The organism is Bradyrhizobium sp. HKCCYLRH1030 (assembly GCF_051168395.1).
In the GTDB taxonomy this organism is placed as follows: domain Bacteria; phylum Pseudomonadota; class Alphaproteobacteria; order Rhizobiales; family Xanthobacteraceae; genus Bradyrhizobium.
The window spans coordinates 265037-280882 of sequence record NZ_JBNPUY010000001.1; the positions used below are offsets into that span (position 1 = coordinate 265037).

The window sequence follows — 15846 nt, forward strand, 5'->3', positions numbered from 1 at the left end:
CATGTCCTGTGAATTGCCCGTTGATGAACAGATTTTCCTGTCGCATGTGCGTGCCGATGGTCGCGCCTGGGACGGGCCGCTCGCCGGTCCGCTGCAACCTTTGCCATCAGTCCGTCACCATTTCGCGTCCATTCTCGCCACGAATCGGCCAAACACGGACATCTCTCCGCGTGTCCGGAACAGCCGCCCCAATCGCCGTCCAAGGAGCTGCCCCATGATCGGTCTGGTTCGCGCCGCCGTCCTCTGCGCCATCATGGCGCTCGGTCTTGCTTCTGCCCACGCCGCCGACAAGGCGTTCAAGCGCGACGACCTCGCCGATGCCGCGATCAAGCTGGAGGCGCAGATCAAGAGCGAGGCGGGGGCGGTGAACAAGCCGCTGGCGACGCTTCGCACCGATGCCGACGCGGCGCTGCGGCGGAACGACCTACGGACCGGCCTGCAGATCCTCGGGCAGATCGCGACCGCTGCGCCGGATGATTCCGGTAACTGGCTGCGGCTGGCGCGCACCGTGCTCAACCAGATCAAGCCGATCAATCCGTCGGAGCAGACCTTCCTCCTGGAGCGGGCCTCGACGGCGGCCTACATCGCCTATCAGCGCGCCGGAAATGCCGGCGAGGAGGCGGATGCGCTGGCCGTGCTCGGCAAGACCATGGCCGAGCGCAAGCTGTGGCGGCCAGCGCTGGATACGCTCAGGATGTCGCTCGAGCTGCGTGAGGTGGCCGATGTCCGTGGGCAGTATGAGCGGATGCGCGACGAGCACGGCTTCAAGCTGCTCGACTACACCGTGGATTCGGACTCGGCGAGCCCGCGCGCCTGCTTCCAGTTCTCCGAGGATCTCGCCAAGCGCACCGACTTCTCGCCGTTCGTGGCCCAGGCCGGCAATGACAAGCCGGCGCTGACCTCGGAGGACAAGCAGCTCTGCGTCGAGGGTCTCAAGCACGGCGAGCGCTACAACATCAATCTGCGCGCCGGGCTGCCGTCGGGCGTCAAGGAGAGCCTGCCGAAATCGGCCGAGTTCAACATCTATGTTCGCGACCGCAAGCCGTTCGTGCGCTTCACCGGCAAGGCCTATGTGCTGCCGCGCACCGGGCAGAAGGGCATTCCGCTGGTCAGCGTCAACACGCCGGCGGTCACCGTCAACGTGTTCCGGATCGGCGACCGCAATTTGATCAACACCGTCATCGACAGCGACTTCCAGCGGCCGCTGTCGAGCTATCAGCTCACCGATCTCGGCAATGAGCGCGGCATGAAGGTGTGGAGCGGCGAGCTGTCGACCGCGATGACCCTGAACCAGGACGTCACCACGGCCTTCCCGGTCGATCAGGCGCTGAGCGACATGCAGCCCGGCGTGTATGTGATGACGGCGGCGCCGAAGGGGCCGACGAGCGGCAATGACGAGGACGGCGGCCAACTCGCGACGCAATGGTTCATCGTCTCCGATCTCGGAGTCGCCGCGTTCTCCGGCAATGACGGCATTCACGTGTTCGTCAATTCGCTGGCCTCGACTGATCCGGTCGCGCGCGCCGAGGTGCGGCTGGTGGCGCGCAACAACGAGATCCTCGCGACGCGCAAGACCGACGACGCCGGCCACGTGCTGTTCGAGACGGGCCTGGCGCGTGGCGAGGGCGGGCTGTCGCCGGCGATGCTGACCGTGTCGGGCGAGAAGACCGACTATGCCTTCCTCAGCCTGAAGACGTCAGCCTTCGACCTGTCCGATCGCGGCGTCGCCGGGCGCGAAGCGCCCACGGGGCCGGACGCTTTCGTTTATTCCGAGCGCGGCGTCTACCGCTCCAACGAGACGGTCTACCTCACCGCGCTGCTGCGCGACGGCAAGGGCAATGCCATGACCGGCACGCCGCTGACGCTGGTCGTCGAGCGTCCCGACGGCGTCGAGTTTCGCCGCGCGGTGCTGCCGGACCAGGGCGCCGGCGGCCGTTCGTTCAGCGTGGCGCTGAACTCGGCGGTGCCGACCGGCACCTACCGCGTGCGCGCCTTCACCGACCCAAAGGGGACGGCGGTCGGCGAGACCACCTTCATGGTCGAGGATTACGTCCCCGAGCGGCTGGAATTCGATTTGAGCTCCAAGGACAAGCAGATCAAGGCTGAGACTCCGGTGGAGGTGAAGGTCGACGGCCATTTCCTCTACGGTGCGCCGGCCTCCGGCCTGCAGCTCGAGGGCGACCTGCTGGTGACGACCGCGCCCGAGCGGCCGGGGTTCCCGGGCTACCAGTTCGGCGTCGCCGACGAGGAGAGCGCCTCCAACGAGCGCACCCCGATCGAAGGCATGCCGGAAACGGACGAGAAGGGGGCGGCGACGTTCCCGGTGAGCCTGCCCAAGCCGCCGTCCTCCAGCCGGCCGCAGGAGGCGCAGATCTATGTGCGCCTGGCTGAGACCGGCGGCCGCGCCGTCGAGCGCAAGCTGGTGCTCCCCGTGGCGCCCAAGGCGGCGCAGATCGGCATCAAGCCGTCGTTCTCCGGCAAGAGCGTCGGCGAGGGCGACAAGGCCGAGTTCGACGTCGTGTTCGTCTCGCCGGAGGGCAAGACGCTGGCGCGAAGCGGGCTGCGCTATGAGCTGCTGAAGATCGAGTCGCGCTACCAGTGGTACCGGCAGAACTCCTATTGGGAGTACGAGCCGGTGAAGTCGACGAAGCGCGTCGGCGACGGCGACGTCACGATATCAGCCAACAAGCCGGCGCGGCTGAGCTTCCAGCCGGAGGCCGGGCGCTATCGCCTCGACGTCAAGTCGGCGGATGCCGACGGCCCGGTGACGTCGCTGCAGTTCGATGTCGGCTGGTACACCGACGGCAGCGCCGACACGCCGGATCTCTTGGAGACCTCGCTCGACAAGCCGCAATACCAGTCCGGCGAGAGCATGGTCGTGACGGTCAATGCGCGCACTGCCGGCAAGCTGACGGTCAACGTGCTCGGCGACCGGCTGCTGACGACGCAGACCACCGAGGTCAAGGAAGGTACCAACCAAGTCAAGCTTGCGGTCGGCAAGGATTGGGGCACCGGCGCCTATGTCGTCACGACGCTGCGCCGTCCGCTCGATGCGGCCGCGCAGCGCATGCCGGGCCGCGCGCTCGGCGTCGCCTGGTTCGGCATCGACAAATCAGCGCGCACGCTCAACGTGGCTCTGACGCCGCCTGCGCTGGTACGTCCGGGCTCGGCGTTGAAGATTCCGGTCAAGGTCGGCGGGCTCAATCCCGGCGAGGACGCCAAGATCGTGATCGCGGCGGTCGATGTCGGCATTCTCAACCTTACCAACTACAAGCCGCCGGCGCCCGACGATTACTATCTCGGCCAGCGCCAGCTCTCCGCCGAGATCCGCGACCTCTATGGCCAGCTGATCGACGGCATGCAGGGCACGCGCGGCCAGATCCGCTCGGGCGGCGACAGTGGCGGAGCCGAGCTGCAGGGCTCGCCGCCGACGCAGAAGCCGCTGGCGCTGTATTCGGGCATCGTGACCGTCGGGCCCGATGGCACCGCCGAGGTCAGCTTCGATATTCCGGAGTTCGCAGGAACTGCGCGGGTGATGGCGGTCGCATGGAGCGCCACGAAAGTCGGCCGGGCCAATGTCGACGTCACCGTGCGCGATCCGGTGGTGCTGACCGCGACCCTGCCGCGCTTTTTGTTGAGCGGCGACCGCGGCACGCTGTCGTTCGACCTCGATAACGTCGAGGGTGCGCCGGGCGACTATGTCGTCGGCGTCAAGGCCAGCGGCCCGGTCAAGGTCTCCGGCAATGCCAACGTCACGCTGAAGCTCGCTGCCAAGCAGCGGGCGTCGTCGACGCTGCCGCTGGATGCCAGCGGCACCGGTACGGCGCAGCTCGACGTCGATATCAAGGGCCCCAACGGGCTGGCGCTGGCGCGGCACTATCAGCTCGACGTCAAGCCGGCGACCCAGGTGCTGGCGCGGCGCTCGATCCGCACGCTCGCGAAGGGCGAGAGCCTGACGCTGACATCGGACATGTTCAATGATCTCGTGGCGGGCACCGGTACGGTGTCGCTGTCGGCGGGACTGTCGACCGCGCTCGATGCGGCAACCATCCTCAAGGCGCTCGACCGCTATCCGCATGGCTGTTCGGAGCAGATCACCAGCCGCGCGATGCCGCTGCTCTATGTCAACGAGCTCGCAGCCGGCGCGCATCTCGCGATGGACACCGAGGTCGACCAGCGCATCCGCGACTCGATCGACCGCTTGCTGGCGCGTCAGGGCTCCAACGGCTCGTTCGGTCTGTGGTCGGCCGGCGGCGACGATCCCTGGCTCGATGCCTACGTGACGGATTTCCTGACCCGCGCCCGCGAAAAGGGCTTTGCCGTGCCGGACGTGCTGTTCAAGAGCGCGCTCGACCGCGTCAGGAACTCGGTGGTCAATGCCGAGGAGCCGGAGAAGAGCGGCGGCCGCGATCTCGCCTACGGCCTCTACGTGCTCGCGCGCAACGGCGCGGCGCCGATCGGCGACCTGCGCTATCTCGCCGACACCAAGCTCGGCAATCTCGCAACTCCAATTGCCAAGGCGCAGCTCGCCGCGGCGCTCGCGCTGGTCGGCGACCGCGCCCGCGCCGAGCGGGTCTATGCGGCAGCCGCCGACAGCCTCGCGCCGAAGCCGGTGCTGGTGTTCGGCCGCACCGATTACGGCTCCGACCTGCGTGATGCGGCGGCATTGGTGTCACTGGCCGGCGAAGGCAATGCGCCGCGCGCGACGCTGACGCAGGCGGTGACCCGCGTCGAGGCAGCGCGTGGCCTGACGCCGTACACCTCGACGCAGGAGAATGCGTGGATGGTGCTGGCGGCGCGTGCGCTCGCCAAGGAGACGCTGACGCTCGATGTCAACGGGCAGGCGGTGAAGCAGGCGCTGTACCGCAGCTACAAGGCGGCTGAGCTCTCGGGCCAGCCGCTGAAGATCACCAACACCGGTGATGCGCCGGTGCAGGCGGTGGTCTCCGTCTCCGGCTCGCCGCTGACGCCGGAGCCGGCGGCATCGAACGGCTTCAAGATCGAGCGTGGCTACTACACGCTCGACGGCAAGCCGGCCGATATCAGAACCGCGAAGCAGAACGACCGTTTCGCTGTCGTGCTGAAGGTCACCGAGGCCAAGCCGGAATACGGGCACATCATGGTGTCCGACTATCTACCGGCGGGGCTGGAGATCGACAATCCGCATCTGGTGTCGTCGGGCGACAGCGGCACGCTCGACTGGATCGAGGACGGCCAGGAGCCGGTCAATACCGAGTTCCGCGACGACCGCTTCACCGCCGCGCTTGACCGCGCCGCGGATTCCAAGTCCGTGTTCACGGTCGCCTACGTGGTGCGGGCGGTGTCGCCGGGCAAATACGTGCTGCCACAGGCCTATGTCGAAGACATGTACAATCCCTCACGCTATGGTCGGACCAGTACGGGCTCCGTGGAGGTCCGCGCGGCGAAATGAGCGAGGGTGGAACGAGCGATCGTGAGTTGGGTGGCCGGACGGAGCCGCACACTCCGTCATGCCCAGGCTTGACCCGGGCATCCATCGCTCGCGGCGACGAAGGCGCGGACGGCCGGGACAAGCCCGGCCATGACCCGAGGAGAGGGCGGAGCGTCAAACGGCTGCTCGCGGGCGCGCTGTTCTTGTTCGTCGCAGTCGTCCTTGCCTTCACCGCCTACACCATCTCTCTCGGCCCGCTGCCGCTGCGCGAGGCCAGAGCCGTGTCCACCACCGTCGTCGACCGCCACGGCAAGCTGCTGCGCGCCTATGCGATGGCGGATGGGCGCTGGCGGCTGCCGGTCAGCGCGAAGAAGGACGTCGATCCGACCTATTTGAGACTGCTGTTCGCCTATGAGGACCAGCGCTTCTACGACCATCACGGCGTCGACCCCCGCGCGCTGGCGCGCGCCACGATCCAGCTCGGCGCGCACGGCCACATCGTGTCGGGCGGCTCGACCATCACGATGCAGCTGGCGCGGCTGCTCGAGCCCAGGCGGCAGCGCTCGCTGCACGCCAAGCTCAGGCAGATCGTGCGCGCGCTCGAGCTCGAGCATGAGCTGAGCAAGGACGAGATCCTCGATCTCTACCTGACGCTCGCGCCCTATGGCGGCAATCTCGAAGGCATCCGCGCCGCCTCGATCGCGTATTTCGGCAAGGAGCCGAAGCGGCTGTCACTGGCGGAAGCGGCACTCTTGGTGGCGCTGCCGCAGTCACCGGAGACGCGGCGGCTCGACCGGCATCCCGAGGCCGCTCGACGCGGCCGCGACCGCGTTCTCGACCGCATGGTGTCGGAGAACGTGATCTCCGCCGAGGACGCGGCGCAGGCGAAGGCGCAAGCCGTGCCGGCCTTCCGCCAGCCGATGCCGATCCTGGCGCCGCATGCTGCCGACCAGGCCTCGGCGACCGTCAAGGATCAGCCGATCATCCGCCTTACGCTGGACGCCTCGCTGCAGAAGGTGCTGGAGCCGCTGGCGCGCGATCGCGCCATCGCATTGGGACCGAACGTCTCGGTCGGCATCATCGTGGTCGACAATGACAGCGGTGAAGTGCTCGCCCATGTCGGATCGGCCGACTATTTCGACGAGAGGCGGGCAGGGCAGGTCGACATGACCCGCGCGGTGCGTTCGCCAGGCTCGACCCTGAAGCCGTTCATCTATGGGCTCGCCTTCGAGGACGGCTTCGTGCATCCGGAGAGCCTCATCGAGGACCGCCCGGTGCGCTTCGGCTCCTACGCGCCGGAAAATTTCGACATGACGTTCCAGGGCACGGTGCCGGTGCGCAAGGCGCTGCAACTGTCCCTGAACGTTCCCGCCATCGTGCTGCTCGATCGTGTCGGCGCCAGCCGGCTGTCGTCGCGACTGAAACAGGCCGGCGGCAATTTGGTGCTGCCGAAGGACGAAGCCCCAGGCCTCGCCATGGGCCTCGGCGGCGTCGGCGTGACCCTGCAGGACCTCGCCCAGCTCTATGCCGGATTCCCGCGCCTGGGCACCACCAGGCCGCTGCGCGAGATCATGACCGGCGAGGGCACCGACGATGCCCGCGAGCCGTTGCGGCTGATGGATTCGGCGGCCGCCTGGCAGGTCGGCAACGTGCTGCTGGGGACCCCGCCTCCGGAAAACGCAGCCCGCAACCGGATCGCCTTCAAGACCGGTACCAGCTACGGCTATCGCGACGCCTGGTCGGTCGGTTTCGACGGCCGCGTGACGATCGGCGTCTGGGTCGGCAGGCCCGACGGCGCGCCGGTGCCCGGCCTGATCGGCCGCGTCGCCGCGGCGCCGATCCTGTTCGACGCTTTTGCCCGCAGCGGCAAGCTGCCGGCGACACTGCCAAAGCCGCCCAAGGGTGCGCTTGTCGCCAGCAATTCAAAGTTGCCGCTGCCCCTGCGCCGGTTCCGGCCGGTCGGAGAACTGGTGCGGACCGGCGCAGAGCAGGCGCCGCACATCCAGTTCCCGCTGAACGGCTCCCGCATCGATGTCGACCGGTCCGCCGGTCCCGAGGCGTCGGTGATGCCGGTGAAAGTGTCCGGGGGCGTGCTGCCGCTGACCATGCTGGTCAATGGACTAGCCGTCGGCGAGATCGACAGCCGGCGCCAGCGCCTGATCGATCCGCCCGGGCCGGGCTTTGCCCGCCTCACCGTGATCGATGCCACGGGCGCTGCGGACACAGTTGTGGTCAGAATCCAGTGAGGGTTCGCTAAGCGGTTGTCGACATAGCGGTTTCAGCGTATTCGGAACCCCATGGTCGAGACCTTTGCCCGCCCCCGTTTTGGAGAGCCGCGCGAGCCGAAGAACCTGGTCAATCCAGGCAATCGGCTGGTGCGGATGATCGATGTCGTCACCGTGAGCCACACCAGGGCGGTGACGTTCCTGCTCGTCTGCGGGCTGCTGTTGTTCCTGCCGGGCTTCTTCACCATCCCGCCGATCGATCGCGACGAGGCGCGCTTCGCCCAGGCGACCAAACAGATGGTCGAGAGCGGCGATTACGTCGATATCCGCTTCCAGGACGACGTGCGCTACAAGAAGCCGGTCGGCATCTACTGGTTGCAATCGGCTGCGGTCGAGACGGCGTCGGCGATCGGTCTGCCGCGTGCGCAGCTGCGCATCTGGGTCTACCGCATTCCCTCGCTGATCGGTGCGATCGGCGCGGTGCTGCTGACCTATTGGACCGCGCTCTCCTTCGTGACACGGCGCGGCGCCGTGTTCGCCGCCCTGCTGATGTGCTGCTCGGTGCTGCTCGGGGCGGAAGCCCGGCTCGCCAAGACCGACGCGATGCTGCTATTCACCGTGGTGGCTGCGATGGGTGCGCTGGCCCGCGTCTATCTGTCGTGGCAGCGCGGCGAGGATCCGGTGCATCCACCGTGGGGACCGCCTGCGATCTTCTGGACGGCGCTCGCCGGCGGCATCCTGATCAAGGGCCCGCTGATCCTGATGTTCGCGGGACTGACGATCGCGGCGCTGGCGATCATGGATCGCGGTGCTGGCTGGCTATCGCGTCTGCGCCCTCTATGGGGACTGATGTGGATGCTGGTGCTGGTGCTGCCCTGGTTCGTGCTGATTTTCCTGCGCGCCGGCGACACCTTCTTCGCCGATTCCGTCGGCGGCGACATGCTGAGCAAGATCGGCGCCCAGGAGTCGCACGGCGCACCGCCGGGCCTCTATCTGCTGCTGTTGTTCATCACCTTCTGGCCCGGCGCGCCGCTGGCCGCCATGGCAGCCCCCGCCGTCTGGCGCGCGCGGCGCGAGCCGGGGGCGCAGTTCCTGCTGGCCTGGCTGCTGCCGTCCTGGGTCGTGTTCGAGGCCGTCCTGACCAAGCTGCCGCATTATGTGCTGCCGCTCTATCCGGCAATCGCCATCCTCACCGTGGGCGCGCTGGAGCGGCGGGTGCTGGCGCGCAACTGGCTGCGGCGCGGCGCCGCCTGGTGGTTCGCGATTCCCGCCATCACGTCGGTGGTGGCCGTGATCGGCGCCATCATCGTCACGCACCAGCCGGTGTTCCTGGCCTGGCCGTTCGTGGCGGCGTCGCTGATTTTCGGCCTGTTCGCCTGGTGGCTCTATGACGACGGCCGTGCCGAGCGCTCGCTCTTGAATGCCGGCGTGGCGGCGATGTTCCTGGCGTTCGTGGTGTATGGCGCCGTGCTGCCGGCGCTGACACCGCTGTTTCCCAGCGCGGAGATTGCGCGCGCGCTGCGCAACGTGGTCTGCGTCGGGCCGAAGGCGGCAGCGGCAGGTTTCCACGAACCTAGCCTCGTGTTCATGACAGGAACCTCGACACAGCTCACCGACGGCTCGGGGGCGGCCGACTTCCTCAACCATGGCACGTGCCGCTTCGCGCTTGTCGAGCAGCGCACCGAACGGGCGTTCGTGCAGCGCGCCGAGGCCATCGGGCTGCGCTACAACGTCGCCAAGCGCATCGACGGCTACAACATCTCGCAAGGCCGCCCGGTCTCGATTGCGATCTATCGTTCGGAAGGCACCGAGTAGATGTCGGCGCCAGACACGCCCTCGCTGTCGTCAGGCTATCTCGCCCAGCTCGCGCTGGTCGGCAAATTCTCGTTCGGCCGGCTGGTTCGGCGGCCGCAGACCGCGCCGGACGCTGCGGGCCGGCAACGCCTGCGACGCGAGCTTCTCCTGCTCGGTGCCATCGGCCTGAGTGTGGTCTTGATGCTGATGTTCACCTTCGATGCCTACGAAATCGGGCTGATGCCAGCGCGTGGAACACCGAGCCTGTGGCCGGTGCGCATCATCACCGAATTCGGCCAGGACGAATACGTGCTGGGACTGCTGGCAGTGGGGGTCGTCGCGACGATCCTGATCGCGCCGTTGTGGCCTGAGGCTTCGCGCAGCCGGCTTCTGAACTTTGCGACGCATGTTCAGTTTTTCTTCTTCGCGGTTCTGCTCTCCGTGCTATCGGCCCAGGTGTTGAAATACATCATCGGGCGCGGCCGTCCCTTCGTCGGCGGCAAGGCCAATGCGTTCAATTTCGAACCCTTCAACGGCACGCCGGCCTATTTCAGCATGCCGTCGGCGCATGCGGTGACCGCCTTCGCGCTCGCATTCGCCATTGCTGCCGTCTGGTCGCGGCTGCGGATACCGATGTTCATCTATGCCGTCGTGATTGCCCTGAGTCGGCTGGTGCTGCTGGCGCATCATCCAAGCGATGTGGTCGCCGGCGCCGTGGTCGGATTGGCCTGCGCCATGCTGGTCCGCTACTGGTTCGCAGCACGACGGCTGGGCTTCCGCCTGGGCAAGGACGGCCAAATCGTACCGCGCTAAAGGGGTTGATAGGCGGCCCCAAGCCCCATAATAAGCCTCCGCCGCATCGCCCGGGGCAGGAACCGGTCCAGTCACGCCATCGCGAGTCTCATCTTGTCGACCGAAACCCCCGTTGCCGTCTCCATCGTCGTTCCCGTGCGCAACGAGGCCGGCAACATCACGCCCCTGATCACCGAGATCGCGGCCGCGCTCGACGGTCTCTGGGCCTATGAGATCATCTACGTCAACGACGGCTCGACCGATGACACCGCGCAACGGCTCGCCGAGGAGATGGCGCGGCGGCCGAACCTGCGCGTGCTGCGCCATGAGAAGTCGTCCGGGCAATCGGCGGCCGTGAGAAGCGGCATCCGCGCGGCCCACGGCGCGATGGTTGCGACGCTGGACGGCGACGGGCAGAACAATCCCGCTTTCCTGCCCGACCTCATCGCTGCGCTCGAAAAGGGCGGGGCGGGTGTCGGCCTCGTCGCAGGCCAGCGCGTCGGTCGCAAGGACACCGGCTTCAAGAAACTGCAATCGCGGCTTGCCAACAAGATCCGCAATGCGGTGCTGCATGACGGCACCCGCGATACCGGCTGCGGCCTCAAGGCGGTCCGCCGCGACGTCTTCCTGATGATGCCGTATTTCGATGGTCTGCACCGCTTCCTTCCCGCCCTGGTGCGGCGTGAGGGCTACGACATCGCCTACATCGACGTGACAGATCGACCCCGGCACTCCGGTGTCTCGAACTACGGGTTCTTCGACCGGCTCTGGATCGGGATCATGGATCTCGCCGGCGTGTGGTGGCTGATCCGCCGCAAGAAGCCGACGCCGGTTGTGATCGAGGTAAAGTAATGCTGATTCAATTCGGGCAGGCGTTCAGCAACTATCTCTACGACATCTTCATCGCCAAATTTGATTTCTGGCTGGTGTTCGGCCTCGCCGCCCAACTGGCCTTCGCCGCGCGCTTCCTTGTGCAGTGGATCGCCAGCGAGCGCGCGGGCAAGAGCGTGGTGCCCCTTGCCTTCTGGTTCTTCTCGATCGGCGGCGGCCTCATGACGCTGATCTATGGTCTCGTCAAACGCGAGCCGGTCATCATCTTCGGCCAGTTGCTGTCGAACATCATCTACGTCCGCAACGTGATGCTGATCTTCAAGAACCGTCAGCGCGAGTCGCAGACGCTGAGCAATTGACCGGAGCGGGCTTCAGGTTCACAGGGCGGATGTGCCGTCGCCCGTTCGTGGGGCCGTCCTGCGCTCAGCGCGGCAGCGGCTGGGCCGAGGATGGGGGCAGGGTCACGGTCGTCGCCACGCTGTCAGCCGCCTCGCCGCGGCGCGTCGCAATCTCGCCGGCGGCATCGAGCACGGGATAGGCGACCGAGCAGATGTGCGAGTGGATCCGCCTGAGGTCACGCAGCACGTCGAGATGCAGTGAGGTGGTTTCGAGCGTCTCCGAGCGGCCGTCGCGCAGACGTTCGAGGTGCCGCTCGGTCGCGCCGAGCTCGGCGTTGCGGAGCTCGGCTTTCTGATCGAGCAATTGGTGCGCCTGCTGCGCATCGCCGGACATGAAGATGCCGAACGCGACGCGGAGCGCCTCCATGATCTGGCGGTGAAAGGCCTGCAACTCGTCGGCGCCCTCCGCGGAGAACTGGAACCTGCGCTTGATCTTCTTGGTCGCGAGCTCGCTCAGGTTCTTGTCGATGATGTCGCCGATGTGTTCGAGGTTGATCGCGAAGGAGATGATCTCCATCGCCCGCTTGCCCTCGCGATCGTCCAGGCTGCCCCGCGTCAGCTTGGTGATGTAAAGCTTGATGGCTTCGTCGAGCCGGTCGACGACATTGTCCGCGCGTGACACCTGATCCACGAGGCCACGGTCGTTGGTCATCATCGCGGTCATGACATTGCGCAACATGGTCTCGACCAGATCGCCCATGCGCAGCGCCTCGCGCGCCGCGTCCGCAAGCGCCAGCGACGGTGTCTCCAGCGCGGTCTCGTCGAGGTAGCGCGGCTTGGCGGGATCGACTTCGGCCGGGCGGTCGGGGAACAGTCTGACGAGCAGCTTCTCGATGCTGCCGAGCAGACCGATGAAGACCAGCGCCGTGCCGAGGTTGAATGCCATGTGAAACTGCGCGGTCAGCTTCGACAGATCCGGCTGCCATTGCTGCAGCTGAGCCGCGAGCGGATGCAGGAAGGGTGCGATCAGCGCGACGCCGATGATGCGGTTGAGGAGATTGCCGACGGGCAGGCGATAGCTCGCGGGATTGTCGCGCCGGGCGCCCTCGAACACCGGGTTGACGGCGCTGCCGAGATTGGCCCCGAGCACCAGTGCCATGGCCGCATCGGCCGTGATGAAATGCGCATAGGCCAGCGACATCACCAGCAGCACGCTCGCGACGCTGGAATGCACGATCCAGGTGACGGCGGCGCCGAAGATGATGCACAGCGTGACGTCGGCGGTGATCGCCTGCATGAACACGCGCATCGCCGGCGCCTCCTCGGCCGGCGCGAGCGTGTCGATCAGGATATGGAGCGACAGCAGCATCAGGCCGAGGCCGATCGACACCCGGCCGAGATCCTTGATGCGCGATCGCGGCCCGCTGCGGAACGCCACCAGGCCGAGCACGAACAGGATCGGCGCGACGGCCGCGACGTTGAACGACAGCACCTGGACGATCAGCGTGGTGCCGATATTGGCGCCCAGCATGATCGCCATCGCGGGGATCAGGCCGACGAGGCCTTCCGCAGCAAAGGAGGTGGTGATGAGCGCCGTTGCCGTGCTGCTCTGGAGAAGCGCGGTGAGGCCGAGTCCGGCCGCGAGGGCGCTGAAACGGTTCCGCAGCGCTCGCGACAGCAGCAGCCTGAGATCCGGGCCGAAGGCGCGCAGGATGCCGCTGTGGACCATGTGAAGGCCCCACAGCAGCAGCGCCACGCCACCCATCAGATCGAGCAGAACCATGATTCCCGTTCGTTCCCGCTTGTCTTCAGACCAAGGCTACGCCCAATCGGCCGGGGATCAACGCCAATTTGGCGGCCCCGGTTGCCCGATCGCGCGGCGCTCCGCCCCTGCAGGCGTGGTCAAGCGGCGTTGAACGCGGCAAAGCCGCGATCGAGATCGGCCTTGAGATCCTCGGTATTCTCGAGACCGATGTGCAGCCGCAATGTCGGACCGCCGGGTGCCCATGTGGTCGCCGTACGGTAGCTTGCGCAGTCGAACGGGATCGCCAGGCTCTCGAAGCCGCCCCAGGAATAGCCCATGCCGAACAGCGTGAGCGTGTCGAGCATGGCGTCGACGGCGGCCTGCGCCTTTGGTTGCAGCACGATGCTGAACAGGCCGGAGGCGCCGGTGAAATCGCGCTTCCAGATCGCGTGCCCCGGATGGCTTTCCAGCGCGGGATGCAGCACCTCGATCACCTCAGGACGCGCGGCGAGCCAGCGCGCCATCTCCAGGCCTGACCGGTGATGCTGCGCCAGGCGCACGCCAAGCGTCCGTACGCCGCGCAAGGCCAGGAACACGTCGTCCGGTCCGGCGCAGACGCCGAGCAGGCGGATGCCCTCGGAGATCAGCGGCCACGCCTTCGCATTGGCCGAAATCGTCCCGAACATGATGTCGGAGTGGCCGCCGATATATTTGGTGGCCGCCTGCATGCTGATGTCGACGCCCTGATCGAGGGAGCGATGGTAGAGCGGCGTCGCCCAGGTGTTGTCGTCGATGACCAGCGCGCCGTGCGCATGCGCAACCGCGGCAATGACGGGGATGTCCGGCATTTCGAAGGACTGCGAGCCCGGCGCCTCGACAACCACCGCGCGTGTATTCGGTTTGAGCAGTTGCTCAATTCCTGCGCCGATCAAGGGGTCGAAATAGGTCGTCTCGACGCCATAGCGTGCCAGCATGCCGTTGCAGAAATTGCGGGTTGGACGATAGATGCTATCGCACACCAGAACGTGGTCGCCGGCCTTGAGCACCGACAGCAGGGTGGTCGAGATGGCGCCGAGGCCTGACGGCGTGATGCCGACGCCGGCGCATTGCGGCCCCTCGAGCGCCATCAGCACTTGCTGCAGCGCCTTCGTGGTCGGCGTGCCGTGGCGGCCGTACTGGAACTCGCCGCGGTGTGCATGCAGATCTTCAGCCGTTGGATACAGGACCGTTGAACCATGAACGACAGGAGGATTCACGAATCCGTGCTGCGCTTTCGTGTCCCGCCCCGCCGTGACCAGCCGTGTCTCGACGTTTTGTCGCACCGCCGCAGCGGGGTCGTTCGATGATGCCATTCGCGTGTCTTTTCTCTTTGAACCTGCCGGGATAGCTGGAAATCAGGCCGCACTGCGGTCGTTAATAACAGAATGCAGAACAGGCCCGTCAACCCCTTGACCCGGACCGCCAGTCGTTCTGTGATGCCGGCGCAATTCGATCGCTGCACGTTGAGGGGCTTGCCGCGATTTCCGCTTCATCTCGCATGCACGGCTCCGTCGTGCATGGCGCGCGCCATATTCTTGGTATGGCGTTTGCAGAGGCGGATTCAGGTCGGCCCCTCCTACGCGCTGAGATTCATCGCTCCCCAAGGACGACCCGCGAAAGGCTGTATTTATGAAACGCGTCACTCTGGCTCTTACTCTTGCTCTCGCCCCGGTGCTGGCGAGCGTCGGCGCCCAGGCCGAAACGCTCAAGACCGTCAAGGATCGCGGCATGCTCGCCTGCGGCGTCAGCCAGGGCCTTCCTGGCTTCTCGGCGCCCGACGACAAGGGCAACTGGACCGGGCTCGACGTCGACGTTTGCCGCGCCATTGCCGCCGCGATCTTCAACGATCCGACCAAGGTCAAGTTCGTTCCACTGTCCGCCAAGGATCGCTTTACTGCACTGCAGTCGGGCGAGATCGACGTGCTGTCGCGCAACACCACCTGGACCCTGTCGCGTGACACCTCGCTGGGCGCCAATTTCGCCGGCGTGACCTATTACGACGGCCAGGGCTTCATGGTGAAGAAGGCCCTGAAGGTCAATTCGGCGCTCGAGCTCAACAGCGCCTCGATCTGCGTGCAGACCGGCACGACGACTGAGCAGAACCTCGCCGACTACTTCAAGGCCAACAAGATGAAGTACGAGGTGATCGCATTCGCCGGCCAAGACGAGACCATCAAGGCGTACGAATCTGGCCGTTGCGACGTCTTCACGACCGACGTTTCCGGCCTCTACGCCGAGCGGCTGAAGCTCGCCAATCCGGCCGATCACGTGGTGCTGCCGGAAGTGATCTCGAAGGAGCCGTTGGGCCCGATGGTCCGCCATGGCGACGACCAGTGGTTCGACATCGTCAAGTGGACCTTGTTCGGGCTGGTGACGGCCGAGGAGCTCGGCGTGACGCAGGCGAACGTCGATGAAATGGCCAAGTCGGACAAGCCGGAGTTCAAGCGCGCCTTCGGCACCGACGGCAATCTCGGCGAGCAGCTCGGCCTCACCAAGGACTGGTTCTACCGGATCGTGAAAGCGGTCGGAAACTACGGCGAGATGTATGATCGCAACGTCGGCGCCGGCTCCAAGCTGCAGATCGCGCGCGGTCTGAACCAGCTCTGGAACAAGGGCGGCCTGCAATACGCGCCGCCGATCCGCTGATCACTGCACGATAGCGGGGCTGCGGCG

At 66.5% G+C, this 15846-nt stretch carries 9 protein-coding genes; 7 read left to right on the plus strand and 2 right to left on the minus strand.

The genetic code is table 11. The features are described from left to right. Positions 1-214 precede the first annotated feature (214 nt). The 6 genes from ACQR1E_RS01150 to ACQR1E_RS01175 all read left to right on the plus strand — a co-directional run bounded on the left by ACQR1E_RS01150 (position 215) and on the right by ACQR1E_RS01175 (position 11411). Positions 215-5431: an alpha-2-macroglobulin family protein gene (locus ACQR1E_RS01150; RefSeq protein ID WP_434896554.1), complete on the plus strand. Its 5217-nt coding sequence runs from the start codon at positions 215-217 to the stop codon at positions 5429-5431. Further along, entirely contained in the window at positions 5428-7656 is a 2229-nt protein-coding gene (gene pbpC, locus ACQR1E_RS01155) for a penicillin-binding protein 1C (protein ID WP_434896555.1), read from the plus strand. The genes ACQR1E_RS01150 and pbpC overlap by 4 nt, the downstream gene beginning before the upstream one ends. A gap of 51 nt (positions 7657-7707) precedes the next feature. Further along, the gene (locus tag ACQR1E_RS01160) at positions 7708-9450 is read left to right on the plus strand and encodes an ArnT family glycosyltransferase (RefSeq protein ID WP_316202364.1); all 1743 of its coding nucleotides are present in this window, start codon (positions 7708-7710) and stop codon (positions 9448-9450) included. Then, positions 9451-10242 (plus strand): phosphatase PAP2 family protein, encoded by a 792-nt coding sequence (locus tag ACQR1E_RS01165; RefSeq protein WP_315751095.1) that lies wholly within the window; start codon positions 9451-9453, stop codon positions 10240-10242. Positions 10243-10335: 93 nt separating this feature from the next. Continuing rightward, positions 10336-11073: a glycosyltransferase family 2 protein gene (locus tag ACQR1E_RS01170; RefSeq protein ID WP_315711843.1), complete on the plus strand. Its 738-nt coding sequence runs from the start codon at positions 10336-10338 to the stop codon at positions 11071-11073. After that, entirely contained in the window at positions 11073-11411 is a 339-nt protein-coding gene (locus tag ACQR1E_RS01175) for a lipid-A-disaccharide synthase N-terminal domain-containing protein (RefSeq protein WP_172109779.1), read from the plus strand. Before ACQR1E_RS01170 ends, ACQR1E_RS01175 begins: the two co-directional genes overlap by 1 nt. 64 nt (positions 11412-11475) lie before the next feature. On the opposite strand, the gene ACQR1E_RS01180 is transcribed toward ACQR1E_RS01175, so the two are convergent. Both ACQR1E_RS01180 and metC read right to left on the minus strand, forming a co-directional pair. Beyond that, a complete protein-coding gene (locus ACQR1E_RS01180; protein WP_316170207.1) occupies positions 11476-13173 on the minus strand; it encodes a Na/Pi cotransporter family protein in 1698 nt (565 codons plus the stop codon). Positions 13174-13292: 119 nt separating this feature from the next. Next, a complete protein-coding gene (gene metC, locus ACQR1E_RS01185; RefSeq protein WP_434896556.1) occupies positions 13293-14486 on the minus strand; it encodes a cystathionine beta-lyase in 1194 nt (397 codons plus the stop codon). A 316-nt stretch (positions 14487-14802) separates the two neighbouring features. On the opposite strand from metC, the gene ACQR1E_RS01190 reads away from it, so the two are divergent. Then, complete coding sequence (locus ACQR1E_RS01190) at positions 14803-15819, plus strand: amino acid ABC transporter substrate-binding protein (protein WP_315711846.1); 1017 nt, start codon at positions 14803-14805, stop codon at positions 15817-15819. The last annotated feature ends 27 nt before the right edge of the window (positions 15820-15846 follow it).